Origin of the sequence: Candidatus Mesenet endosymbiont of Agriotes lineatus (assembly GCF_964019585.1) — a bacterium.
GTDB lineage: Bacteria > Pseudomonadota > Alphaproteobacteria > Rickettsiales > Anaplasmataceae > Mesenet.
On the sequence record NZ_OZ026454.1, the window covers coordinates 662,714 to 688,889 of the forward strand.

At 31.3% G+C, this 26,176-nt stretch carries 15 protein-coding genes and 1 pseudogene; 3 read left to right on the forward strand and 13 right to left on the reverse strand.

Going from position 1 to position 26,176, the window contains the following annotated elements; all coding sequences use genetic code 11:
- Window positions 1-285 precede the first annotated feature (285 nt).
- Window positions 286-2,100: a DNA mismatch repair endonuclease MutL gene (gene mutL / locus AACL19_RS03130; protein ID WP_339046582.1), complete on the reverse strand. Its 1,815-nt coding sequence runs from the start codon at window positions 2,098-2,100 to the stop codon at window positions 286-288.
- Window positions 2,101-2,200: 100 nt separating this feature from the next.
- On the opposite strand from mutL, the gene AACL19_RS03135 reads away from it, so the two are divergent.
- On the forward strand, window positions 2,201-3,136 hold the full coding sequence (locus AACL19_RS03135; protein WP_339046584.1) for an Rpn family recombination-promoting nuclease/putative transposase: 936 nt from the start codon (window positions 2,201-2,203) through the stop codon (window positions 3,134-3,136).
- Between the two features lie 299 nt (window positions 3,137-3,435).
- On the opposite strand, the gene AACL19_RS03140 is transcribed toward AACL19_RS03135, so the two are convergent.
- Window positions 3,436-9,222 carry an ankyrin repeat domain-containing protein gene (locus AACL19_RS03140; RefSeq protein ID WP_339046586.1) on the reverse strand — a complete coding sequence of 1,929 codons (5,787 nt, stop codon included), beginning with the start codon at window positions 9,220-9,222 and terminating at the stop codon, window positions 3,436-3,438.
- 28 nt (window positions 9,223-9,250) lie between these two features.
- Window positions 9,251-10,540, reverse strand: coding sequence for a hypothetical protein (locus AACL19_RS03145; protein ID WP_339046588.1), 1,290 nt, complete (start codon window positions 10,538-10,540; stop codon window positions 9,251-9,253).
- 759 nt (window positions 10,541-11,299) lie between these two features.
- On the opposite strand from AACL19_RS03145, the gene AACL19_RS03150 reads away from it, so the two are divergent.
- Window positions 11,300-13,738 carry a hypothetical protein gene (locus AACL19_RS03150; RefSeq protein ID WP_339046590.1) on the forward strand — a complete coding sequence of 813 codons (2,439 nt, stop codon included), beginning with the start codon at window positions 11,300-11,302 and terminating at the stop codon, window positions 13,736-13,738.
- Between the two features lie 312 nt (window positions 13,739-14,050).
- On the opposite strand, the gene AACL19_RS03155 is transcribed toward AACL19_RS03150, so the two are convergent.
- The 5 genes and pseudogenes from AACL19_RS03155 to AACL19_RS03175 all read right to left on the reverse strand — a co-directional run bounded on the left by AACL19_RS03155 (window position 14,051) and on the right by AACL19_RS03175 (window position 20,917).
- The gene (locus tag AACL19_RS03155) at window positions 14,051-16,837 is read right to left on the reverse strand and encodes a hypothetical protein (protein ID WP_339046591.1); all 2,787 of its coding nucleotides are present in this window, start codon (window positions 16,835-16,837) and stop codon (window positions 14,051-14,053) included.
- A gap of 102 nt (window positions 16,838-16,939) precedes the next feature.
- On the reverse strand, window positions 16,940-18,952 hold the full coding sequence (locus tag AACL19_RS03160; RefSeq protein ID WP_339046593.1) for a J domain-containing protein: 2,013 nt from the start codon (window positions 18,950-18,952) through the stop codon (window positions 16,940-16,942).
- A gap of 48 nt (window positions 18,953-19,000) precedes the next feature.
- Window positions 19,001-19,423, reverse strand: coding sequence for a hypothetical protein (locus AACL19_RS03165; protein ID WP_339045262.1), 423 nt, complete (start codon window positions 19,421-19,423; stop codon window positions 19,001-19,003).
- A 92-nt stretch (window positions 19,424-19,515) separates the two neighbouring features.
- A complete protein-coding gene (xth, locus tag AACL19_RS03170) occupies window positions 19,516-20,292 on the reverse strand; it encodes an exodeoxyribonuclease III (RefSeq protein WP_339045263.1) in 777 nt (258 codons plus the stop codon).
- A 25-nt stretch (window positions 20,293-20,317) separates the two neighbouring features.
- Window positions 20,318-20,917, reverse strand: a pseudogene (locus AACL19_RS03175) (JAB domain-containing protein).
- Window positions 20,918-21,407: 490 nt separating this feature from the next.
- Here AACL19_RS03175 and AACL19_RS03180 point away from each other — a divergent pair.
- Window positions 21,408-21,776: a hypothetical protein gene (locus AACL19_RS03180; RefSeq protein ID WP_339045265.1), complete on the forward strand. Its 369-nt coding sequence runs from the start codon at window positions 21,408-21,410 to the stop codon at window positions 21,774-21,776.
- 85 nt (window positions 21,777-21,861) lie between these two features.
- On the opposite strand, the gene radC is transcribed toward AACL19_RS03180, so the two are convergent.
- The 5 genes from radC to AACL19_RS03205 form a co-directional block, all read right to left on the reverse strand.
- Entirely contained in the window at window positions 21,862-22,554 is a 693-nt protein-coding gene (gene radC, locus AACL19_RS03185; protein ID WP_339046444.1) for a RadC family protein, read from the reverse strand.
- Between the two features lie 180 nt (window positions 22,555-22,734).
- Window positions 22,735-23,652, reverse strand: a complete 918-nt coding sequence (locus AACL19_RS03190; RefSeq protein ID WP_339045267.1) for a zinc ribbon domain-containing protein — start codon at window positions 23,650-23,652, stop codon at window positions 22,735-22,737.
- A complete protein-coding gene (locus tag AACL19_RS03195; RefSeq protein ID WP_339045268.1) occupies window positions 23,603-24,364 on the reverse strand; it encodes a recombinase family protein in 762 nt (253 codons plus the stop codon). Before AACL19_RS03195 ends, AACL19_RS03190 begins: the two co-directional genes overlap by 50 nt.
- A complete protein-coding gene (locus AACL19_RS03200) occupies window positions 24,357-24,806 on the reverse strand; it encodes a DUF2924 domain-containing protein (protein WP_339045269.1) in 450 nt (149 codons plus the stop codon). Before AACL19_RS03200 ends, AACL19_RS03195 begins: the two co-directional genes overlap by 8 nt.
- A 147-nt stretch (window positions 24,807-24,953) precedes the next feature.
- Window positions 24,954-26,123 carry a phage tail protein gene (locus tag AACL19_RS03205; protein ID WP_339045270.1) on the reverse strand — a complete coding sequence of 390 codons (1,170 nt, stop codon included), beginning with the start codon at window positions 26,121-26,123 and terminating at the stop codon, window positions 24,954-24,956.
- Window positions 26,124-26,176 lie beyond the last annotated feature (53 nt).

Consider the following 26,176-nt stretch of genomic DNA (forward strand, 5'->3'; position numbering starts at 1 on the left):
ATTTCATAGAAATCTCAAGATCTCTTTATTATATGACAACTTTGTTCCATCTTGAAAGTGTGAAAACGTTGTAGAGATTCTATTACAAAATAATGCTAACTCAAGGAGAATATGACTTTACATCTTGCAGTAATTAAAAAAGAATCGTTGAATTATTACTAAGCAAACATTTATTTAGAGATAATTATGACAGCTTTGGATATCGCTCAAGCTAATAAAAATAAAGAGATTGAACAATTGCTTTTGAGTTTTATTATAGGAACAGATTACATACCTGAGTAAAGATTATCTCCGCTCAAAAAGCTTTTCAATGTCAGAGAGTTTCATTTCTATATAGGTGGGTCTACCATGGTTACATTGGCCAGAAAATGAGGTCTCTTCCATTTGCCGGAGCATAGCATTCATCTCTTCAAGTTTCATAGCTCTTCCCGCTCTGATTGATCCATGGCAGGAGATGGTTGCACAAATTTTTTTCATTTTATCTTCTATCGGTAAAGTATCTTCCATCGCTATCAGATTATCGGCTAAATCCAATACCGTTTCTTTGACATTAATTGCACCAAAAATTGCTGGGGTTTCTTTGACTGTCACTAGTATATCTGAGGCAATCTCAAGACCCAAACCCATTTCACCAAGCTTATCTTTATACTTTGCTATAAGTTCTCCAGCATGGCTACTTATTACTACAGTTTCAGGAATAAGTAATTTTTGTCTTTTAATCCCTGATTTTTTTATTATCCCTTTTAAATACTCATAAACAAGCCTCTCATGAGCTGCATGTTGATCGACAATAATTAGCCTATCCTTTAACTGTGCGATGATATAAGTGTTATAAACCTGACAACGTGCAAGCCCTAAAGGATATTCTTCTACTATATTTATCTGCTCTTTAGTTAAAATATCTGTTTGCTGAGAAGGTTTTAACTCTTTTTGTAGATCCAAAGAGTATGATTTATCTACTAAAAAACTATCCCTTTTTGTTTCTAAATCAGGGAATTTATTCATTTCTAAAGGAGATGGTCTTTTAGCTTGATTCCTTCTATTATCCTTACTGTTTTCACTAATCTTATCATCGGCAATAAATTTCTCAAATGGGCTCAGAGGAATATCTTTCTTATCACTTAATCTTGTTGATAAGGCTTTAATTAATCCTCTGGTAATTACCTCATATATAAGCTTTTTATCTCTAAATCTTACCTCTAGCTTATTGGGATGCACATTCACGTCTACCTGATCGTAAGGCACTTCTAAATGTAGTACAACAATTGGGTACCTGCCACTAGGAATAAAATCATTATATGCATACTTTATAGCTCCTATTAACGTATTATCTTTAATTGGTCTACTATTGACAAAGGTATAAATCATAGTGGAGTTACCACGATTTACTGTTGGTTTGCAGATGTAGCCTGTTACGCCTGTGCCTTCCTCTTCTTCCCTCACTTTAAGAGAATTCTCCGCAAATTCCTTGGCAATCTCGCGTAACCTAAACAGTAGTGATTCTTGCTTATTATATTTTAAAAGCCTTTTGTTATTGGCGCTAAGAGTAAAACCGATGCTGGGGTTTATCATGGCCAAGTTATTTATAATGTCAACAATTGCTTGAGTTTCTGCTCTTTCAGTTTTTAAAAATTTAAGTCTATTAGGAGTGGCAAAAAACAAATCCCTTACTTCAATTTCTGTACCACCTGGAATAGAAGCAGGAGTAAGATCCATCACCTTTTCTCCACCTTCATAAGCTATACTCCAAGCAGCTTTTGCTCGCGATGAAAGTTTTATTCTACTTACTGCAGCAATTGAAGGTAGTGCTTCTCCCCGAAACCCTAAATGTTTTATTTCCATCAAATCATCATCATTTTTAAGTTTAGAAGTTGCATGGCGCTTAAATGCCAGTTCAATATCTTCCTTCTCTATGCCATTACCATTATCTAAAACAGTAATGAGGTTACGCCCACCACTCTCTATCTTTATCTCTATTTCACTGCTACCGGCATCTATAGCATTTTCTACTAATTCTTTTACAACACTGGCTGGCCTTTCAATTACCTCTCCTGCTGCTATGCGGTTAATCGTTTTTGCATCTAATAGAATTATCGCCACACTATCCCTAACTTTTTGGGTCAGTCTATTACCTAGCTTTACGTTTGTAAAGTTACTTTAAATAGGGTATAATTATTAAGGTTTTATTCCCTTTCTATATATGACTATTTCTAAATTTCTCGATGCTCGCAATGATGTTGCCTTCAAGAGAATATTCGGTTCTGAAAAGAATAAAGATATCCTCATTCACTTTCTTAATGATATTCTTGGTTTTACTGGTTTAGGTGCAATTTTGGAAGTTGAGTTTTTAACCACTGTTTTAGATCCTGAGATTGCCTCTAAAAAACAGAGCATAGTTGATATTTTATGTAAGGACTCTCAAAACATCAAATATATTGTCGAGATGCAATTCACTAAAACCAAAGGCTTTGAAAAACGTGCTCAATACTATGCCGCTAAAGCCTATTCAGGTCAAGCAGATCAAGGGGATAAATATCATAATCTTAAGGAAATAATCTTTGTTGCTGTTGCTGATTGCATTATTTTTCCTGACAAAATAGGCTATAAGTCAGATCATGTTATTTTAGATAGAGATAGCTTTGAGCATGATTTAAAAGACATCTACTTTACATTTATTGAACTACCCAAGTTTTCTAAGACTAAAGAAGATCAATTAGAAAATATTGTTGAAAAATGGTGTTATTTCTTTAAATATGCCGCAGAAACAAGGGAAGAGGACTTAGATAAAATAGTTGGTAGTGATTTAATTATTAAACGTGCCTATGAGGAAATGAATAAATTTAACTGGTCAGAACAAGAATTATCAGCCTATGAGCAAGGAAAAAAACGTCTTAGAGATGAAATCGCTGCTTTAGCTCAAAAATTCGATGAAGGGAAAATTGAAGGCATCCAAATCGGTACTGAAAAAGGTATCCAAATCGGTACTGAAAAAGGCAAAATTGAAGGGAAAATTGAAGGGAAAATTGAAGGGAAAATTGAAGTGGTAAAGGCTATGCTAGCTAATGATGTTGATATTGACACTATTGTCAAGTGTACTGGCTTATCTTTAGATGAGATTGAAAAGTTGCAGAAATGATAGTTCTTTCATGGATGTATGTTACCTAAATCAGTTTTAACAACATCTTTTTTATTACATTAACTTGAATGCTGCTAAAGCCTTAACTAGTACCATCATCTTCTACAACTTGAATCCACATTTAAAGCCTAACTAAATAATCTACTAAAAGAGATATAGCTTAAAATAACTATACATAGCAGTACAGTAGGTTTGGTAGGTTATATATTATACTCCCACCACTTTCGTTAAATTCCCTGTAACAGAAACATTGTTGAGCCAAGTTGCAGGTTTTGATATATTCAATAATTCAGCATTATTTATCCATCTTTCTGAATAGCCCAGTGCAAAGGAGTATGGTAATAAGCATCTCTACCTTCAACACTAACATATTTTCTATCAAAAAGAAGTTTAACCACATCTAACCTATTTTCTCTAATAGCTACATATAAAAGTGTCAATTCATAATTACCCCTAGTGTCAATATTTTCAATTTTCTTGACTAAGTCTTTTGCTATATCAATGTTAGATTGCACTACAGCATCAAACACCTGCTTTGTCAATAGAACTGCTTTTTCTTTACTAAATTCCACTATAACATCTTCTGAATTACAAGTAGAAGCTATACACCTTGAATTAGAAACTATTGTATCGTTAAAAGCAAACATCATTTCTCTTGTTGGCTGATAAGTACTCCAATTTTCTACTTTTACGAGGGTATTATTTTTGTATAATAACAATAAATTATCATTAATAACTTTCATATCAAAATTTAATATAGACTTATCTTTAAAATCAACTAAACCAATATCATTCTTATTAACAGGTTGATTATGATAAATCTGTAAGCCTTGTTCACCTGGTTGGTAATACCTGAAAGAACTAAAGTCATCATCTATCTCTTCAAATTCTTCTGGTTCTATAATTCTATTGTTTAATTCTATAGATAAATTCCAATTTTTATGAACAGAAGGATAATAATCTGATATTGATAATGCCCCTTTATCTGATAGCAGTAGCAAATCATTATTTAGTTTCAAAAAAAGCACTTTGTCTGAGTCAAATGTGAAACAATTATAATGATTTAAAAGATCAGTGCCATTAACGCTAAATCTTCCATCTATTTTTAAGCTGTGAGAACAATAATCACGCTCTAGTTCCCCATCCTGAAATTTGTAATATTCTTCCCCGTCGAATGTAACTGTAATATCTTTATAACCTGGTAGCAGGGTTACATTTAGGCCATTTTTGTTAATCTTTATTTCTCCCTTATCATTTTCTATAAATGGCATATCATTTAATGTACTATTTAGTTGGCTAAAATCTAATATACCATTTGCTTTAGCAATCGTAATATTAGCATTTCTTTCATCAAAAAGATAAAGGTGACTTATATTGCTTGAAGCTTCCCAATAAAAATTATGATGCTCTTTATCAGGATAAAAAATATGATTACTAGCACTACCTATAGTACTATGATAATTAGTGCTCAATAATTGCTTTGTGATATTAAAGTTTGAATTGTCTATTTTTCGCAAACTATCTAACTCATCATCTAATATAACATTGCTACCCACACTCTTTGTTACTTGTAAATTTGTTACTATACCATTAATATCTACTTTTGTTGGAGTTACAAATAAATCATCTGCTGTTTTTACTAACGTCTGTTTTTCCACGCTTATAAAATCTCCACTTTTATTGTAGATGTTTGTTATATTATTAGCATGAGTTACATTACCTATATCATTAAAATTTATCGGTAATAATACCAAACCTTTTCCGTAAATAGAATCACCAAAATAACCCTTTATTGTAGTAAAGTTTTTTGCTGTTATTACATCATTTTCACCCTTACCATCTACATAACCTGCATGAGAAACTTCTATATGGTTAGTTTTGTCACTGCCAATAATAGAGTGTATATTCTCTGAATCTGTAAAATTACCTCGCGTTACAACTATATTATTTTGTCCAATAGAAGATCCACCTAAATTACATACAAAATTATCCTTTGTTATGTAGAAGAAATTTGTTCCTTGTTTATGAATATCACAATTACTTAACTGATTTGTAAAATAATACCTATTCTGTACACTAGACCCTTGATTATCGATTTCATAACTATTAAGTAGTATATTCTTACCATTAAAAATAACATCAATGGTATAATTAGAAGTCACATTTATAAAAGCATTGTTATTAGACATATAAAATAACATCTTTACAGGCCCAGAAGAATTACTCCTGTTGTATAAAACTGCGTTATAGCAATCAGTCGTATATTTTTGTAAAGACCATTCTTCTCTTGTTTTACTTAACACTTCATTATTATGTGGTGAAGAATTACCGCACGACCACCCATTTGATACATCCAAAACGCTTCCACTTAAAAGTTCTTCTGTAATTTTTACAACATTATCATTAAGTGGCCCACAGACTAAATTATAGTTTTTAATGACACCAGGAATTATTCTAGAGTAATGACTAGTACCACTAATGGGAAATAGGTGCGTAATATTTGTGCTTAAGTCAAGACCAAACTCATTATTAACTACTCTTGTTTTAGTAATACATCTATCATGAGCCCTTAACCAATTCGTTATTTCTTCTCCTTGTCTCTTCTTTCGAGAATTATTATTAGTCACATATTTTTCTTTTGTAATTAGTATAGAAGGCAGTGAAATAGCTATTGTATCATAGCCACTCTTAAATTGATCTAAGATCTTTGATATATATTGCCTATAAATATTTTCTGCTTCTATATCACGTTCTATATAATCTTGTATTTTTTTACCCAAGAAAAAATCCCAATAAAGATCATGCTTCTCTTGATCTGTAAGACTTATGTGCTCTTTTAGCTTCTCTACCTCAAGCTCTGCTTCTACAAATTGCGATATGATAATAACAGCAACTGAGATACCAGCACCAACTGGACCAGCAAATGCTCCTATTACCCCGGTTTCTAAACCTGCTACTGACATTGTTTCAGTAACAACTACAGGTACATCTGCAGCTATAAAGATGGAATTAGTTGCGATGTTTAAGTCAGCAATCTTTATATCTACAGGATCTGTTGCATTCTGCCTTGCTTTTATTGACTCTGCTAGCCCTAAAAATGCTGCAAAGTTACCTATAGCACGTCCCATAACTGGGGCAAATCCTTTTAACATCTGAGAATCAAGCTTTGTTCCTAACTCTAATATTTTTCCAGAGATCTTTTCACCAATCTTTGGCATTACCCAGAGATTTAATGCATCATAACCTAGCCCTTCTACATCTCCATTTGCTATATGTTTACCAACTAAAAATGCCGTAAAGGCAAGACCTGCACCTTCTGCTACTTTTCCTATTTTTTCTGCTACTCCGGATCTTCTAAGGATATTTTTTATTTCTTCTTTATTTTCTATATTATCCTTCATCTCCTTTACAATATCCTTAATTTCTGGGTCTATTGAATTTAGATCTATATCTTTAATCTTTGCTACAAATGCTTCTTCAACATTTTTGTCTATAATTTCACCTTCAGATATCTGCTGAGAAAGCTTGAAAAGCTGATCATAGAACTCGATGTTCTTTACTTTTTCTACTACCTTGTCAGCATTGAACAACTCTTTAATAAGTTGCTTTTTTCCTTCCTCTGTGATCTTTTCTTCATCAAGTGAATCTATGCATGGTATACCTATATCACGTCTTTTTCTTGTTGCACATTGGCTAAAACTAAAAATGGAGCTATGAACTACCTTAACAGGAGTAAATTCATCTTTACTTACTAAAATAAGAGAATTTGCATTATTTGCTCCTTTATCAAATACAATACCCATAAAAGCTACTTTGTTGCCATCTGTGAGCGTTTTATAAGTAACACCTTTTGTATACTCTTTAGTTATTTGATCATTTGCTTCTGTTATTAATGCATCAGCTGTCTTACCTTCCCTTGGTCCTTTGACCTCCAATCCTACCGGATCATACTCTTTAGCACTGTTAGCTTGATTTGCAAACTTAATACCATGAACTAGCATATCAATGCGTTTTCCCCTACCTGTTTGAAACTCTGTTAATATTAACGCTCTATCTTCTTGTTGTGGCTCTCCTAGCTTGATATCACTATAATGGTCAAATGCTCCATGCAATACTGCCTGAGTATGTGCTTCTTTTTCTATTAAACCTTTAAAAGGTAACATTGCCTCGCCTACTTTGCCAAATAACTTCTTGTACTTACCTATTGATGAAGATTGATCTTGTGAAGGAGCAAGCTGAGATACTAGTACTTCATCAAATGTTTTCTTAAAATCCTTAGGGTAAGGAACATTCTTAAAATTACCTTTAAACTTATCAGATTTTTTACCATTATACTCTCCTAGAAAAATAGGCTCATTAACTTCAACACTAAAATATTTTTTAAAATCTGATTTTTGTTCTTTTATATTAAAATTAAGATTTAATTCCACTATCTTTCTATTTCCTATCTTTTGTTCAAGTTTATTAAGAGGAATGCCTTTTTTTAATATTTCAGCTTTTCCATCTGATTCAACAATATTCATTACATAAGCTGATTTTTTATCACTTTCTGGAACAAATACCATTGTTACAACTGCATGACTTTCATCAAGCCTAGATGACTCAGCTAACTTTTCATCTGCCTTCTTGGCTGCTTGGCGTTGAGGAATACCTCTACCTTTACTTTCTAAACGAACTTCAGTAGGTACGTTTTCTTCATAAACAAAAATATGTTTTTCAAAACTCGTCTTTAAATCCTTAACTTCATTTAACAATAGTGATTGTCCTAACAGAAACCTACTAAAATAATGATTATCTCCCTTCTCTCCCGTGCCAGGAAATGTATGATATACACGTTCTATATTATTTTGAATTTGCTTTTTTAACTCTCCTTCATCAATTTTACCACTGTTTCGTTCATCAATAGATCCTAACATATCATTAAAAAGAGGTATAATTTTTTGATCACGTGACTTAGCAACGATATCTGAAATGGGAGATGGATGATCAAGGTTTACACCAACACATAAAATATCATCTGCAGTAGTTAAAACTCTCATCACGTTTGGTTGAAAACCTTTAGTATAATCTTCTGCCTGTTTTAAAGCAGCAGCTGGTGTAGTTTCACTCTTTTCCCCTATTTTACCTTCTTTTAACTCTTGTTTAGTAGCGGCTTTTAATTCTATAACAATAGGAATAGTATCTAATGCTCGTTCTTTACCACGTGGCACTAAAATAATGTCAGCGTAACCTCTTCCTGCAAACTGCTCTAGATAAACCCTAAGATTATGTCTATAGCGGAAATTCACAAGAGCTCCTGCTATAAACCCATGATGTGCCGCCTCTCGTGCTTCTTTAGCATAAATAAGTGAATCCTTATATTTTGAGTGGATTTTACTAACTTTTTTAAGAACATTTCCTAAAACATCTTTCACTGTATTTTTTTTTGAACTACTAAGCTGAGCTATATCATTTTCCGGATTACTCCATAATCCTTTCTTTATCTCCTTGAATTCATGCGCTGTAGAAGTATTCTTATCCAATTTGTCATCTTTTACTTCAACAGATATTTCCCCTGTGGCTTTAACAATTTTTACTAATTTAACTTTAAGATCATCCCTAACACTTCTCACATGTTCATTCTGTGCAGGTAAATTTGATTGACCCAGTATCTCTTCTAGCTCACCATAGGTAAATTTTTTACTCTTACTATCAGTCTTACCAGACTCTGAAATCACAAAAAGATTTACCTTCTCAATAGAGCTTTTCTGATTTGTAATATCACCTTTTCTTATAACAGCCACTTTTAAAGTTTTTGAATCATCAAATTTAAAATAAATTTTTTTAATATCTAACTTTTTTGCAGTTTCTGTGTCTACCAAAGTAGAAAAGCTTCCTAAAAAGAAATGAGGAAAAAAACCTTCTTTACCTACTGAATGTAAATATGATGGAATCTGATCTATATATGACTGAAACCTTGCTTTGAAAGATTCAAAATCACTTCCTTGTTGAGTTGAAGTACTTGGATTAGCTCCTACATTTAAACCTACTTCTCGAATTAATAATTCTATTAACTCAAAATCTTGTGGTTTTTCTTGGTTTGGCATAAAACCTCCTATTAATATACAATTTTTTCTATTTACCCAATCCTAAATTGGACTGACCGTGTACCCTTCTAAATTCCATCTCAGATAGATCACCACCTGGGCCAGGCATATTTTCTTGGTTAGGATCTTCACCAACAGACTTATCATAGGCTAAAAATCTATTTAATGAATTATCATCTCTTTGTTTTAATGCGGAGCGTATACAACACCCCTCTTGGGAGACCATAAATTTTCTAATTTGAGTAGGATTAGCTTTATCTAATATTAGCCATACTAACTCCATATAACCCTTACTTGCTAAAGGTTGTAGTATAAATCCGCAATTTTCTACTAATTCTTCTTGCAATGTGAAAGCTCTATGATTATCAAAACCTTCCTTTGTCCACATATGCATAAGAAATTCTATACCTGCTTTTGCATAATATTCTGAATAACCTTTTATTTCTATACTTATGTTTCTTAATAAGCTATAATAATGACGTTCTGCAATATCATTTGAACGTAAGCAATTAAACAGCGTTCTTAACTTATCAAAAGAACAACTGTCTTTAAGAGTAAATAAAGTATCATAGTAGTTACCTTGGTCAAAGTCTCTTCTTAAAAGTTCTAGATATTTATCAGGACTTATCTGATCAAAGAAAAATTCAAATACTTCAGGATAACTATTACAACGACCAACTGCAACATAAACTGCATTTTTCATTAAGATTTCATCCTTCTTTTGTGCACTTAATTCATCTTCAGGTAATGATTTTATTTTATTCCAAAAGAACTCAACTGCTTGAACTTGTCTGCAATTTATAGCACAGTCAAGCCCATACTCATATATATGACGACCTTTCAAATTCAATTTAGAAACATAACCACCAACAAAATGTGACCAAAACTCCCCTAAAGCACCTTCTCCGAAACACCCAATTAAGTGCTTATACTCTAACAAGCTACTTTTACCTTGAGCTGATAATTCTTCTTTTCTTTCCTCAAACAAAGCTCTCACATCCTCTTCTAAGCAACACTCACATGCAATTTTGTACCTTTTCGCATCAGTAAACGGGTTATCTGAGTCTGGTGGCAAAATAAGTTTCTTACCTACCATTTGTCTATTGAGCTTCACTCCATGTAAATTATTAACTTTCTCCCAACATTCTTCATCAGACAATACTTGTGCAATAAAATTATGTTGTTTTTTGCCACCTCTTTGATGCAAATGCCAATTTACATAACACCAACGTTCAATTTGAAGAAGTTTAGATGCTCTATAAGGATCATCTTCTCTAATACAAGAAAATAAAACCTCTGCAATATCTCCACGGTCCATAATTACCTCCTTTAAAATGAATATTAAAAATATAATTTTGTTTATGTTAGCATAAATTTGAAAAGGCCATACTAATTTTGATATAGTGAAGTATTTTTATAACAACATGTAAACCAATTTAGATGAAAAAAATTGCCTAATTTAATTTTAGAAAAGAAAAAGCAATACAAAATATTTAGAACGTATCATAGCATAATTTAAAAGAAGCTTGATTATATATTTTGATTAAAGTTAGCGCTGAGCATAAATGTTATATTTACTGCACTTTACCTGTTTGCTTCATTCTCAAAAGGATAGATACCTTTATCACTTTATACTATTAGTAGTATACGCTACTATAGCCCATTCTACAGTATTAAAGGGCGAAACAGAGAGAAAGTTTAGAGAGAGAGGAATGGTCCACCATAGCAACTTATACGAATTTTTCTCTATTTTAATTTTAGCATACCCTTAAACCTGCTACAGTAGCCTACTTCATTCTGCATACATGTATACCTTGCTACTCAATGATACTGTAGAATATCTCCTCATTTCACTTTCTATAATGTGACATTTTAGGCTCCTTTTCTCTAAAATATGGATACTTTTTTGTGGTTTTGAGAGAGTAAAGTAAGAGTAAATATTTAAATTTTATATGGCACTAAAGAATGCAATATTTTCTTAAATCAAAGATATTATATTTTAAATAACTTTGTTTCTTATTTTAATAAGCTTAAATTAGTATTATACTATAACCTAACAAGAGAATTGGGGGGAAACGTGAAGCAAGGCTTTAAAAAAGTTGCAAAGAAAATATTACTAATTCCGCTTTATATAGTTCTATTACCATTTTCAGTAGTTTTTTTCCTTACAAGGGTTTTGCTTTTTCCTAAGTTCTTCTTTTCTCTTTGGCATAAAGAAGGAGTCAAATTTAGTCGCGTTTTAGGGCTATTTACTCCAGAACTATTAGGAAAACTTAACGTAATAAGTAACTTTAAAGCTTTTCTTAAGATGAAAAATAGTGATGATAAAAAACCTTTGTCAGTGCTTCTTCATTCTTGGAGATTGAATACTTATGATATTTATAATATTTATTATAAAGATAATCTTAAGTATTTAGAAAGAGTAAGAAATAATAGAGAGTTGTTTTCAGAATTACTTAAAACTAGTTTAACTAACAATACAATTGCTTCCCTATATATCTACTGTCCAGAAGTAGTCACAAAGCTATCTAACTACATGTTAAAGGACAACGAAACATTTAAATACATTTTAAATAGTGAACATTTTAGAGCTTGTATATTGCAAAGCATAACAGATGATCATCTCGGACCAATAATAAATTTTATTGGCAAAGTGACCTGTAAAGAAAAATCTCAAATAATTTTTAATCTCTTAGATAATTGCCCTAAAAATCCTGTTAATCATAGCAGAGTATTTCAATTATTTACATCTGAAAAGATTCTAAGTGGAATGAACAATATTTCAAATATGGAGTTATTTAGAGCTATATTTAATAAGGAGAGATTTAGACACAAAGAAATTAATGGAACTGATAACTATTATATAAGAGAATTTCATAATATTTCTCAATTATGTGAAGATCATGCTTTATTAAGCAATCTCTCTATTCATTTTAATAATGAAAATAAAACAGCAATAGCAATTGCCAAAATCTGTATTGAAAATTTGTCAAATCAAGAAAGTGTACTTAGAAATTTTAAAATATTATTTGCAGATGAAAGTTTAATTGAAAGCTTATCTGCTAATTTTAATAGAGAATCCAGTTTGGTTGGTTTAGCTGGATTAATTAACTATTTTACATGCATGTACATGGATGAAGAAAAGTTTAGCTATTTTTCTCTTATGTTAAAAGACCCAAATGTTATTGAGAATTTGAAATTAATTGATGACAACTATCAATTCAGAAAATCTCTAGATAATTTTAATTCTTGGCATGGTAGTAGAAGAATATATTTACTAGGAAGTCATAAGGTTCAAATAAATAATTTACATCTTCTACTTACAAATAGAAAATTCTTTAGTAAAATTAATAGCTTACCTTTAAAAATGCTAGACATTGTATTTAATAGTTGTCTATATACAAGTGATCAGGGTGCTAGTGAAGCTTTAGAACTATTTGATTGTTTAGATGATGGTAGTAATAAAACAATCTTGAATAAACTTGTCACTGCTTTTGAAACAAATCATTATGCATTATACTGCTTTGTAAATAGATATCATTATAGCAAAGCATATTATCACTTTTTTGTTGCAGGGCTTATGCATCCTAATTATATAGAATACTATGAGAGGGAAGATATGTTAAAAACTCTTTCCGATAAAAGGTTTTATGGTGCTAACATAAGAGAGGTAGCAATAAATTTTAATTTATTATCAATATTGAGAAAAAACAATTTTATTGATGTTGATAAAGAAAGGGCAATTGATTGTATATTTAGCATAAACCATATCAAGGAGTGTATTTACATAATATATTGTAAGTCAGATCTTTTTCTTCAGAAAGGTATCTTTTTATTTAGTTTATTCTTGGAACATTTTGATGATTTCGTTATGGAAGACATTATAAAAAGTATGGAATATAAATACTTAGCAAATAGGAAAATTATTTCATACTTAAGAAATAAAGTGAATGATTATTTTGATCAATTACTCAATTTTGATAATTCAAAAATATTATTTAGTGACATCAAAGATTTTAAAGTAAGCAATAAATCAAGAGATATAATTCAAGCTTTGCTAGGCACAAATGCAAATTCAACAAAGTTTATAGAAGGTATATCAAATGTAAAATTCATGGAATTTTTTACAAATGGTAAATACCAAGAGATAACACAAGAATCTCTAAATAAAATTCAGTACTTAAAAATAAAAGATCTACCAAAAACAGAAAAAGATAAAAGCTATTTTCAAAATCAAGGAATTACAGATAAGCAGGATTTATCTTTGCTAGTTAATTTGGCAAAAGAAAGCAAAACAGTTATCTCACATATAAAATATAGTGCAAATCTACAGGATAACGCAATGTACATTATGCATGAACTTTTTGATGATATCTCTATAAATGTTAATTTCTGCAATAATAGAAAATCAAATAACCGAAAGCAATCCGAACCAGCAAAGTTACTGGATTTGTGTAAAATAAATATTGTTAGAAGTGCATTGGCGTTAGCTAGAAAAGAAGAAAACCAGCTATGACATATCATTATATGTTGCTATAGCTTCCTCATCAGATCATACAGTAAAGTTTTATATATACTGCTCTTAATAATGTTCTTACTCCTGAATGTTTTAAAAGCAGTGAGCAACAGTTTCCTAATTAATATATGAAAATCAATTAGCAGTATGGTTTAGGTTGTTAAATTTAATAATATCTTAAAACAACCTACTACCTAATTAATAAATAGCCTGTATCTATAATACCTCCCCACAACAACAAAACTGCTCTGCTGTAGATAAAATGAAGAATTCAATATTTCAATAAAATGCTAATCTGTCTTACTCTTATCACTACTGAAAAATTGCCCTAAACTTATTACTACTGCAAGGCTGCTCTAGGTCTACTATATTAAAGTTGGAATCTGATATTTCTTCAACTTGCATCTGCAGTTTTTCCTCTTCTAATCTTTGTAATTCTTCCATTTCTTGTTGCAGCATGTGTTTAAGTTCTTCAGCTTTCTTTTTTGCTTGAGCTACTTTTTCTAGTGCATCACGTTTAAACTCTTCAATTTTTTCATTCTCAAAAATCGGTTTCTCCTGAGCAAACTCTTCATCTAGTTTTGCTATTTTCTTATTTAGCTTTTCAAACTCATTTATTAAACTTAGTTTTCTCTCAAAAATATCCTCTTTACTCATTTCCTCAGGGTTTTGAGCTATACGATCAACAATGATCTCACAGTCTGTCAACTCCTTTCTTAGTTTAACATACTCATGAACTAGATTCTGACACTTATCCTTTAAACCTTTGTACAACTCTACTAATTTAAATTGAGCAATGAAAAACTCTCGTGTACTTTTTAGAAATATTTCCCTTCTGTCTGTTTCTTCTGAAACTAGAGTCGCAGCTTTGTTCTCAGCCTTTGCTTCCTCTACTCTAACTCTTTCTTCCTCTGCTTTAGCTTCTGCTTCCTCTGCTCTAACTCTTTCTTCCTCTGCTCTAACTCTTTCTTCCTCTGCTTTAGCTTCTGCTGAGGTTAGTTGTGTTGCAATACTTTGATTCCGATCGTTTGATTTTTTTAATTCATCTCTTAAATCAAGGATTGTTGAACTACAATTAATATTTTTTTCAAAAACATCAATTGTAGAAGATTTTACAGCTCCTCCTCCTTGCTTTTTTGCTATGTATTCTTCATTACTACTACTAATATTGTCTATTAACGTTTTAAATGACACTGCATTTGATGGCGTATCCTTTCCCAGCTCATACAATTCCTCAAATAAGCTTTTACTGAACCGATTCTCATTTTTTTTTATTTCTTGTAATTCTTTAAAAAATGGTTCAGGGCTTGCTGTAGCTACACTCTGTTGTAAAGAAAGTTCTAATTCTTTTACTATCTTACTAGTATCTTCTACTTTTTTTAGCTTAGATTTTTTTGTCTTTAGTGCATAATAAAAACGCATTGACAATGGATAATCTGTTTCTAAAGTTTTTAAAATTTGTTCTATGTTCTTATTTACCAAACTTGCTTTTATCTTTTGCATCTTCTCTTCTCGCACTTTCTCATAGTACTTCTCCAACTCTTTCAAATCATTTTCTGATAGCCCTGTTTTATTTCTTTCCAACATTTTTTCCTTTTTCTTCCATTTCATCTTAGTGCAGTATTCATCCAACTCATCTAATTTGTCCTTTGGAATGATAATTTCTAATTTTTTTTCTTGTGTTAAAATACATTCTACTACTTTACTCATTATACTCTCATCAGAGAATATTGTTTTTATTTCCTCTAAACTTAATACTGGCAAGCCTAATATTTTTGGTAAATTATTTGTTTTTAGTATGCCTTCATATAAGTGTTTTATTTCTAAAAATGCCATCCCTTCTGGTACCAATTCTAGTAGTAATTTTTTGTCCTCCTCTTTCTCTAAGTTACATTTTTTATAATCAGCTTGATTACATATGAGCAATAGTACTGCACCACTCTTATTTTCCTTTACTGCACATTCTAACATTTCCTTTAACATTCCTTTTTCTTCTTTTAATAGCAATGATAAAGAGAAGTTATTGATTATATACTCTCTAACTTCATCAATGCTTACTAGTGGACTATCATTACTATTATTAGCTGAAACATTATCTAATTTAATACTCTTCTTCTTTAACTCTTCCTTTAACTCTTTAAATTTTTGTTCAACTTCATTCATTATGTCTTCTGATTCCAAATCTAAACGCAGTAATTCTTCTATAGCTGATTTTTTACATTCCTCATCTTTAACATTTTTACCTTTTATTATTTGATTTAACGTCCTACTTACTAATTCTCTGTTCCATAATATTTTTAACTTTTTTCTAATGATATTTTTACTAAAATCATCCAACTCATTTTTAATTTCATATTGGTCTTGTACCTTTTTATGCAGTATATGATTACTATCTTCTAATGCTTCTTTTAAGACTTCATATACTAAATTCTTATGCCAATTATTAAGAAATGAATTATTTTTTATTTCATTTAGTAACCCTTCATTCTTTTTTAATTCTGCTTTATCATGAACTGACTTTTCCTTTAACTTCTTCCCTTCTTCTCTTAATGTCTCTACAATCTCAGCAGGCTTCCCTTCACTTAACCATGATTGTAAACTTGCTTCTATATTAGATTTTTCTATAAAACTATTGTAAACTTGAGTTACTTGATCTTTACTAAGTGAACAGAGAGCTCCTACGTTTGTGTCTTGAACATAAGCTTTTAAGTGACTAGACTCACTATCAACAAGAAATTTGTTTTTACTAGCCGGTAAAACCATCTGGTCTTGTAATAAAATATTTAGACCCTGTGAAACGTAATCCTTAAACATAACACCTATATTTTGTGTTATATTTTTAAGCAAAATTTTACCTTCAGACATCTTTTCACAATAATGCTTTATAAGCGTTCCAAAGACAGAAATTTCAGCTTGGTATTGTGCTTGCATAATATTTCTTTTAGTAATTAAGAAACTAGCACAATATTGCAAAAGAACAGTAGAATTTCTCACTCCAATAAATGCTTGCAACAGCTTTAGGTCCCCTGTTTTTATTATTATTCTGATCTGTTCTTCAAATGATTTATCAAAAAAATCAACTGGCTTATTGTTTGGCATTTTACTCCCCCAACACTCAAAGTATACTAATATTATAACAATATCGTAATAAACTCAATGATTCTTTATTATAATATGAATATATTGATGCTTCTGTAAAACTCACCCACCAAAGACATATTTCTGAAATTGTGCGCATTGATCTTTCAAACTACTAAAAACATTACTGATTGAAGCTTGTTCCAAAAAAGTAGGTATGATAGCTGAAGTAGTCGGTTTATAAGATTCGTGTTTAGTGAACTCTTTGTCTTGGATAGCTTGCAGAACATTTTTCCCGCCTAAAAGACAGTTTTTACCGAGGCTTGATTTGTCCTTTAATTTGTCAAATTTCTTTTGATTCTCTTTGTCGAGTTCTACTTTAATTTTACTGCTATCTTCTTTATCAGGATACAAAAGAATGCTGATCTTCTCTGCTTTACCTTCTATGGTAAAAGACATCTTAATCTTGCCTTGCGGCACATCTGTGTAATTTCTTTGCTCTTCTAATTTTTCAACTCTGACTATGCTTTCTCCAATCTGCAGTATGCCAATTTTTAAATTTAACTTATATTTTGAGTTTAAATCATCTATGAGCTGGTTGTTTGTAACCTTTGTCATTTCAACAACGTTACTCTTTTCATATTTTATGAAAAAATAGCCATTATCTATTGCTACTTTAAAATCATCCTTATTTTTATTTATAACACTGTTGTATGCTACGTTTTTAAGCTTGCTGTCAATCTTCCTACACTTTTCAAAAAGATCATAATCAATATCATAAGTTACATGTGTTAATCTATCATAATAGAAAAAACTGCGCTTTACCTTCCCGCCTTTGAGTAGTAAATTGCTAATGACACTCTTTATAATTTCTAAACTATTGCCTTTTAATATTTCCTCCTCTTCATAATTTTCAGTCAGATCACATCCCTCATGAACTCTATGTGTTGTGGGACGTACAGCGACAACATCGTCAAGAACACCTTTTATTTTTTCAAATATAAGATATGTTACAGTGCTGTCATTATAGGATGAATTTAACCTTATCCCTCTCTTCAAATATTCATCCACTAAACACTTAATACGTTTTAAAGCATTCTCGGTACAATTTATATTAAGGTTATGTATATTCTCTTTACGCTCTTGGTCATTTTGTGCTTCTACCTCTGCCATTTTTTGATAAAATTCATCTATCAGACTCTTTTCACTTTCAGTTAATGGTATTTCCAGCTTCATTAAAAAGGAATCTTCTGGGAGGAGGTAATCGGAACTACAACTTGAATCTTCCTCAGAACTCCAGTCGGTAGAGTCGGAATAAGTTTCATCAGTTTGCAGTACAGATTCAGCACATGAAATATCTGATTCTGTATTGTATTCATCTTCCTTATTTTTTAGAGCACATTGATCATCCTTTTGACCCAAAGGGAAGTTTTGTATTTCTTGAGTAATTTTATGTAGTGAAAATAAGATCTTTACAGTGGGTGTTTTTTCTTTAGCTGCTACTAGCAAAATTTCATAAATGCCATGATATAATTGAAACTCATAATCAGCTTGTTGGCCTAAAGTTTCTAGCTGCTTAATTTTTTGATAAAATGCTTTGCTTAAATCTTTTAAGCTATTTCCGAAATAATCACCTCGCAAAAATTTGATAAAATATTCAGCTGCTTTTTCTGGCGTTAAAGACCCTATATTCAACTTTGTTCCTAAGTCCTCTTTTGTTTTAATAAAAGAAAATAGATCATCTGCAACATTACTCATAAGATCGGAATGAAAAGCCTTTAGATATGACGAAGACTGATTTCGATTAAGTGGTTTCTGTTGGTATTGACCTACAAGTTGTGCATGTTGCTGTCTAAAAGACCTTGAAAATGGAGTACCTGCTGTAGGTAAATAACCTGATGGTGTTAAGGATATTTCAGTATCATGAGATGAATTAAAAATTTCCCACTCTTGATCAAATTTTTTTCTTTCAATCGGATCACTTAAGGTTTGATAAGCTGTTGTCAGTAATGCCATTTTTTGCGCACTACCACCTTTATCAGGGTGTTCATACAATGCCTTATCTCTATAAGCCTTTTTAATAGCATAAGTAGGTACGTTTTTATTCACCCCTAAGATTTGATATAAATTATGCATTTCCACCCCTCTTTTTTTAAATTTTTAATAAATCTCTATCAGTTTTACTCACATTTCATCAAAACGGCCAAAATAATTTGGTTTTGCAAAGCATTTTAAGCGTTTACTCAAATTATTAGCTTTAGCTGGTTGTAATTGATATTCCTCCATTTCATTAGGAAAGTGTGACAAGCCATCATCTGTTCTTATACCACTTTCGGGAATCAGCCTATTACATTTTTGGTTATCTGTTACATCATTCTTTACATCACATTTTAAGCGACTACGAATCTGCTCTAAAAAGTAACTATCTATTTTCTCATCACTCTCATTCTTATATTGAACATTTTCTTTAGTAGAATTCTCAAATATTGCTTCAATAAGATACTTTTCTATTTCCGATACACTTGTATCTTCATTATTTGGCTTAATTGTGAATTCTTTAATATTAGACAATGTTTTTTTGAATCCATCTTCTAGTACATCTGGCATAACTATATTTTTTATTTAAACGCATTATATGAATAATAGCATAACTCTGATAAAATTAAGATTATTTTAAAAGGAATAGTTGATGCTTTCTTCTAAAACACACACACAACAGGAGCATGATCTGAAGCATTATCTTTACCACGTAGTTTGTTATTTATATAGCACTTCTCTAACCTATCTGTGGCTTCTGGTGATAATAAAATGTGGTCTATTCTCATACCCTTATTCTTCTGCCATGAGCCTTCTCGGTAATCCCACCAGCTAAACTCTTTACTTTCTGGATTTGTTATTCTAAATGCATCACAGTAGCCTGAATGAAGTATAGCAAAAAGCTTTCCTCGCTCATCTATATGAAAACCTATCTTATCTTCATTGGCATAATCGTCATGCACATCTATCTTATTTGGTGCAACATTATAATCGCCACCTACTAAGGTTATTTCTTCCTTTTTAAACAAGTCATGTAAACGCTGATATAATAAGTCAAGAAAATGTAACTTATACTTAAATATTTCAGAATCAATGCTTTGGCCATTTGGTACATATACACTCGCAACCCTTAGATTAAAACCATTACATTCAATCAAACACTCCAAATAACGTGCTTCTTCATTATCAACAATACTTGTGTTTAAACTATCCTCAACTACTGGATATTTTGATAATATCGCAACACCATTCCTAGCTTTTTCTCCATGCACTATACACTTATAACCCAAGTGCTCTATTTGTTCATAAGGAAACTGCTCATTTGTACATTTTATCTCTTGTAGCATTATAATATCAATTTCATCTTCAGTAATAAAGCTACAGAGTTGATCGATCCGTTTGCGTATAGAGTTAACGTTCCAAGTGGCAATTTTTAGCATAAATTTAATACAGTTATATCACTATCTATAGTAACCCTTTTTCTTTAAAACTAAAATATCTTTTAGGGGTTACTATTATATGATCCAAAAACTCGATCTACATACAATGACACGCTAAAGAAAGTTTTTTTGTAATATCTATATCATTCTCTGAAGGTCTTACATTGCCGCTTAAGTGGTTATGACTTACTACAATTGATGTTGCTCTTAAAGATAATGCCCTCTTTATAACATTTCTAATGTAGAGTGGTGCCTGATCTACTGTTCCATATTTTTGTAGCTCATCAGCAATTATGCGATATTTTTTATTTAAGTATATTACACGAAAATTCATCCTGTCATACATACCCACACTAACTTTTAAGTAATCTATTAATTTTTTCCAATTACTAACAATGGGCAATGTCTCTATCTCTTCCTGTAATATCCGTTTTAAAATTTCTTTCACGCATAATATAGAAGTTACTACTGCATCATTTACACCTTTTACGCTCTTTAAATCATAAATGTTGGCACTAAAGATCTTAGTAATACTACCTAGCTTACCCATTAACCTATATACGATTTCTCTAACATTTGGTTGTGCCCTATACAATATAAGCTCCATGATTTCACTATTTTTCATCACTTGCTATAAAAAACTTTGAATGTAAATATTGCTGCCTTTTATCCTGAGCTCTACTTTGAATAATGTTTACATTACTGTTCATTTCTTCTCTATATTTAATCATTAAGATATTAACATCTATTAAGAATAAATAAATTAATTTATGCTAATATCATATAATCTCAACAATAATCTACAATGCACACTTTCCTAGGTAAGAAGATTAAAAAGTATCTAAAATATCGGTGTTTAAATAGTGAGGATAAGACTCTTTTTGCCATATATGATATCCCTCAAGGAATGCTCATAGATTATGATTTAGAACAAGTATTGCTTGATCATTTTCAGTTGTCTTACATATACTCAATGACTAGTTCTCTTTTATTATATAAGACGTAAGATCGACAATAAACTGATAGATAATAAGTGTTTAAATTACGAAAATAATAATTTTAAAAATATCATATGCTTACTTGTTTTATCTAATGATGTAGAAGAAAATCTGCGTATGCAACTCATTCATTTTAATCAAGATCAACTAACTGGGGCATTTCAAAGTAATGGCTTTATCCAAAGAAGTGAACCATTCGAAGTTTTCAAAGACTATTATTATAATTGTGTGCATTCTACCGAGTATTTAGCTAATCCAAAATTAACACTAATTATCCCTTATTTTCTTTGCCAACTAGTTGAAGAGGAGAATCTCAGTAATGAAGACATTGATCGCTATATTAGTTTTAAAAACGAGTTCTTCAAACAGAAGGAACGTACCTCTGATAATAAAGAATATGCCTTAAAATTTTTAAGTGATAGTTTAGATAATCGAGAATTGAGAGATGAAATTTTACAAATTAAAAACTTTGACTATAAATACTGACGGTTTAATCCAACTGATTATTAGTTTGGCAAAACAAAGAATTCTAAAATATAGTTGATCTTATAAATCTCCTTTGTTATAATTCCTACAGTAGGCCATTTTCATAGAAGCTAAAGTGATTTTTTGCTGTAATGATGATATGATCCACAACCTCTATGCCGATACTATGGCAGGCTATAGAAATCTGTTTTGTCATCTCTATGTCATTTTGTGAGGGCTCAACACTGCCGCTTGGATGGTTGTGCGATATAATTATAGAAGTCGCTCCTACTAGTAATGCCCTTTTTATAACTTCTCTTGTATACAGTGGTGTTTGATCTATTGTTCCAGTATCTTGGATATATTCATCAATTAAACGATGTCTTTTATTTAAATAAATCACTCGAAAGTTTTCTTTACTTATCTGACCTATTGTTAGCTTAAGGTATTCAATTAACTTTTCTATGTTGTTTATTATTGGTAGTTTTTTTAGATCTTCTCTTAATGTTCTCTCTAAAGTTTCCTTTATGCAAAAAATTATTGCTATTGCTGAGCTGTTCACCCCAGAGACACTTTTTAGCTCATGAAAATCTGCATTCACTACTCTCCCCACGTTATTGAACAAACCTATTAATTTTTCTGCAACAGCTCTACTTCTTGTTTTACGATAAGTGGAGTATAAAATTAACTCAAGTATTTCGTGATCAAACAATGACCTACCCCTGCTAGATAATATACGTGCTTCAAGTCTTTTTCTTCTTCTTTTTCCATTTTTGCTTCCATTACCATTATTATTCATAAAACTCTTAAGTAGCATATAAATTTTAGATCTGATATCTACAGTGGTGGTCATCTATCCATCTATTTCTACTTAAGTCAACTTATATTTATCTTATTTTCTTGATGTTTTTTATTTATAAGATATTCATTAAAGTACAGAAGATGTTAATGTTTAGATTTACAGAATAAATTGCAATCACTACTGTTCGTAAAAAATCTTCTCTTGTTCATGCCACAATATTGGCATATTTCTTATACCGGAAAGATTAGGAAATAAGTTTGTTGAGCCATTTAAAATATCTTCTTTGATTTTAGGTGAAAGAAAGTTCAATTTCAGTACACGTTGTGGATATTTTGATCCTGGTCTTTCTTGCGAATAGAGCTCCTTTATAGTTCCATATTTACCACAAGTTAATTGTCTTTGCCACATATGTGCTCTTACTAGCGCTTTAAGCAAGGTGTAATTTATACTTTTTTCTTCTTTAAATTCAGGGGATAGTATTACTGTTTGGTTGCTACTTTTATTAAATTTTAGTGATGTAAATAAAAATATTTCTTCATTTGCCATACCATCATTTGATCCTTCTTCAATATTCCCAGCAAGCCTTATAAGTTCTGTAGGATTAATGCAGATTCTCGCTCCATCTTCACTTACTCTTATAGCCTTAACTAGCTTGCGAATAATCTTTTCTTGCTCTCTTGGAAAGAAATTATCCCAAGACCTGTCTATTCTTTGTAATTGAGAGATTTTTTTATCATCTAAAATTTGTAAATTAGCTTCTCTTATTGGATTTTTAAGTAATAAGCGAATTTGCATAACAACAGCTCTTTCTATTTCTCCTGCAGCTATGCTACTACTACTTAATAAGCAACCCTTACCTCTTATATAACTGTTGCAAACATAATAACAATACCTTTTATTTTTCTTCTTGGTATACGTAGCCTTCATCACTGACTTACAACTATCACAGCTAATTAAACCTTTAAGTAGAGCTCTATACTCTTCCTTAGGCTTTATATCTTTACGCTTAACAAAAACCTCTTGTGCTTTATTCCATAGCTCCTCATTAATTATTGCCTGATGTTGTCCGGTTTCCTTTATGAGTAATATAGCCAATGTAAGTAGTATTAGTTAGAATGCCTCTTACTGTAGCAATTTTAAACGGTTTTTCTGCTTTAGTCTTATACCCTTGGTTATTTAATTCTCTGGCAACTGCAGCTGCTGACTTTAAACCTATAAATCGATTGAAGATATATCTTACTACCTCTGTCTCCTCTTTATTAACAACAAGCTTACGATCTTCTACATCGTAACCAATGGGTGCTTTTCCTCCCATCCATATACCTTTTTGTTTTGAGGCAGCAAACTTATCTCTAATTCTTTCTCCTGTAAGTTCTCTTTCATATTGAGCAAAGCTTAGGACTATATTGAGCATCAACCTTCCCATTGAATTTGCAGTATTGAAAGACTGTGTTACTGAAACAAATGTTACTTTATGCTTATCAAACAAATCTACTATCTTAGCAAAATCAAGTAACGATCTTGAAAGCCTATCTATTTTATAGACTACAACACAATCAATCTTAGAATTCTCTATATCTTTAAAGAGTTCTTGCAAAGCTGGTCTTTCTAAAGTGCCGCCAGAATAACCACCATCATCGTACTTTTTATCTACTAAAATCCACCCCTCATGCTGCTGACTTTGAATATAACTTTCTCCGGCTAAACGTTGGGCATCTAAACTATTGAATGCTTGCTCCAGTCCTTCTTCACATGACTTTCTGGTATAGATTGCACATTTTATCTCTTGAATAACTTTTTTAAGCATTTTTCCTTGTAGGTGATTTTTTACGCATCCCGAAAAATAAAGGGCCATTGTAGCTATTGCCAGTAATTTTTCCTGCTATTTTAGACAATGATTTATACTGCTGTCCCTTATAAGTAAATCCTGTGTCAGTCACTATTACTTCATGTTTTACCCCTCGATACTGACGAATAAGTCTTGTCCCTGATATGGGCTGATCTGACATCTTACTATTTACTTTCTTCCCTTGCTCCATTTGATCAGCTAAGTAGTCTAGCTTTTTCTCAGCTTTATCTGATAATCTGCCATAGGCCATCTCTTGCAATCTATAAGCTATTCTTGGTATTAAATATCTCTTTGAATATGGTGGTGAGTCAGTATTAAAAAGTCTCCTCCACATCTCTCTCAGTTCTACTAATGTTTTACTCTCTAAAGACATCACTTCTTTAATTACAGATGTATCCATTTTTCTCCTTAAAAATTAGTTTCTTCAGCGACAGAGAATTTTCTAATGTTTACTGCTATACTTCACAGTAGTCCTTAAGCTAAATTAGAAGTCAAGTTGCTTGTAGTAATAATAAAATATTATATATTGTAATGTTCATATATATACTTAATATCTGCATATTATTGGCCTAACATCAGACCATGGCCTATTTAAATGTTTATGTTGATGCCAAGTTACCACCCCAAGGTAAAATACTGCAATATAACTCTCTAATTCACGAATTGACTCTGCTTGTTTTGAGTCTAAATCACTCTTAAGATAAACATGATATTCTGCTAAGTTATATCTCTTAAGTCTCTGATCATGAGGATAACTTGCTTCATAGTGATAGCTAACACTGAATCTTTCTAAAATTGGCTTATACTTTAAATACCATACTTGTTCTGAAAGTTTATCATTTCCCAAAGAAAATCTATCACCTACCTCTTCATAGTAACATAGAGGGAAACAAGCATTTATATCTTCCAAGTTCCAACTATCTGACAACACTATTTGTGTTTTAGCAAATTTAATCTGTGGCAATAAAGTTTGTGGTAATGGGTATAAAGCTTGAAAGTTATGCCACTGGTGCTGGCGCCTACAGACACTATGATAATTCTTAGTGTGTGGCTCTGTTTCTCCAAGTATTGCTACATCCAAACGATATAAATCATTGCTAAAAACCTGCTGATAATGATCACGTAAACAGTCATCTATAATCTCAACAAATAGACTTTCGGATCTAAAGTAATTAATCCTACCAAATGACAGCACTGGACCATCTTTTGTAATCTTTATCCCAGAATAATCAGAAAGAAGATCTCCCCATAAGCTTGCATCCAATATAAATCTTTGAGCATTATAGTGATCATTGTACACCCTCATCAGTCTTGATCTTACTGGTAATGCCAGTTTAGTTAAAGCGATCACTGTATCAATAAAGAAATTATTAGGTACATCTTTAATACCTATTTGTAATTCAAAGAAATGCTTTCCTGGTGGCTCTTCTTCAATGGTGATGGTATCAATATTTGCCCATTTTAATGCCATTTTAAGTGATGCTGGTGTTCCTCTTAAACGTTGAAATTCTATTCCTTCCTTAATTGCTTTTCTTTTATCAGCTACCCAGTAAAGAATCTCTTCCAGGCCATACTCATCAACCAGCCACGGTAGTATTTCTTCTTTAAAGCTAAACTTAAATCCTCTAATGCAACTCACGTCTAAAGGATAATTGATTGCTTCTACTATCGCTTTTTCTGTCGTCAATGAATTAGGAGGTAATAGAGTAGCTTTCATTTGAATTTGCATTATCTTGGAATAGATTTTATATATTATTTCTAATTGGGTAG

Coding starts and splice junctions, on each gene's coding strand:
- AACL19_RS03135 (WP_339046584.1), top strand. CDS start 2,201: ATGACTATTTCTAAATTTCTCGATGCTCGCAATGATGTTGCCTTCAAG.
- AACL19_RS03140 (WP_339046586.1), bottom strand. CDS start 9,222: ATGCCAAACCAAGAAAAACCACAAGATTTTGAGTTAATAGAATTATTA.
- AACL19_RS03145 (WP_339046588.1), bottom strand. CDS start 10,540: ATGGACCGTGGAGATATTGCAGAGGTTTTATTTTCTTGTATTAGAGAA.
- AACL19_RS03155 (WP_339046591.1), bottom strand. CDS start 16,837: ATGCCAAACAATAAGCCAGTTGATTTTTTTGATAAATCATTTGAAGAA.
- AACL19_RS03160 (WP_339046593.1), bottom strand. CDS start 18,952: ATGCATAATTTATATCAAATCTTAGGGGTGAATAAAAACGTACCTACT.
- AACL19_RS03165 (WP_339045262.1), bottom strand. CDS start 19,423: ATGCCAGATGTACTAGAAGATGGATTCAAAAAAACATTGTCTAATATT.
- xth (WP_339045263.1), bottom strand. CDS start 20,292: ATGCTAAAAATTGCCACTTGGAACGTTAACTCTATACGCAAACGGATC.
- AACL19_RS03180 (WP_339045265.1), top strand. CDS start 21,408: ATGCAACTCATTCATTTTAATCAAGATCAACTAACTGGGGCATTTCAA.
- radC (WP_339046444.1), bottom strand. CDS start 22,554: ATGAATAATAATGGTAATGGAAGCAAAAATGGAAAAAGAAGAAGAAAA.
- AACL19_RS03195 (WP_339045268.1), bottom strand. CDS start 24,364: ATGCTTAAAAAAGTTATTCAAGAGATAAAATGTGCAATCTATACCAGA.
- AACL19_RS03200 (WP_339045269.1), bottom strand. CDS start 24,806: ATGGATACATCTGTAATTAAAGAAGTGATGTCTTTAGAGAGTAAAACA.
- AACL19_RS03205 (WP_339045270.1), bottom strand. CDS start 26,123: ATGAAAGCTACTCTATTACCTCCTAATTCATTGACGACAGAAAAAGCG.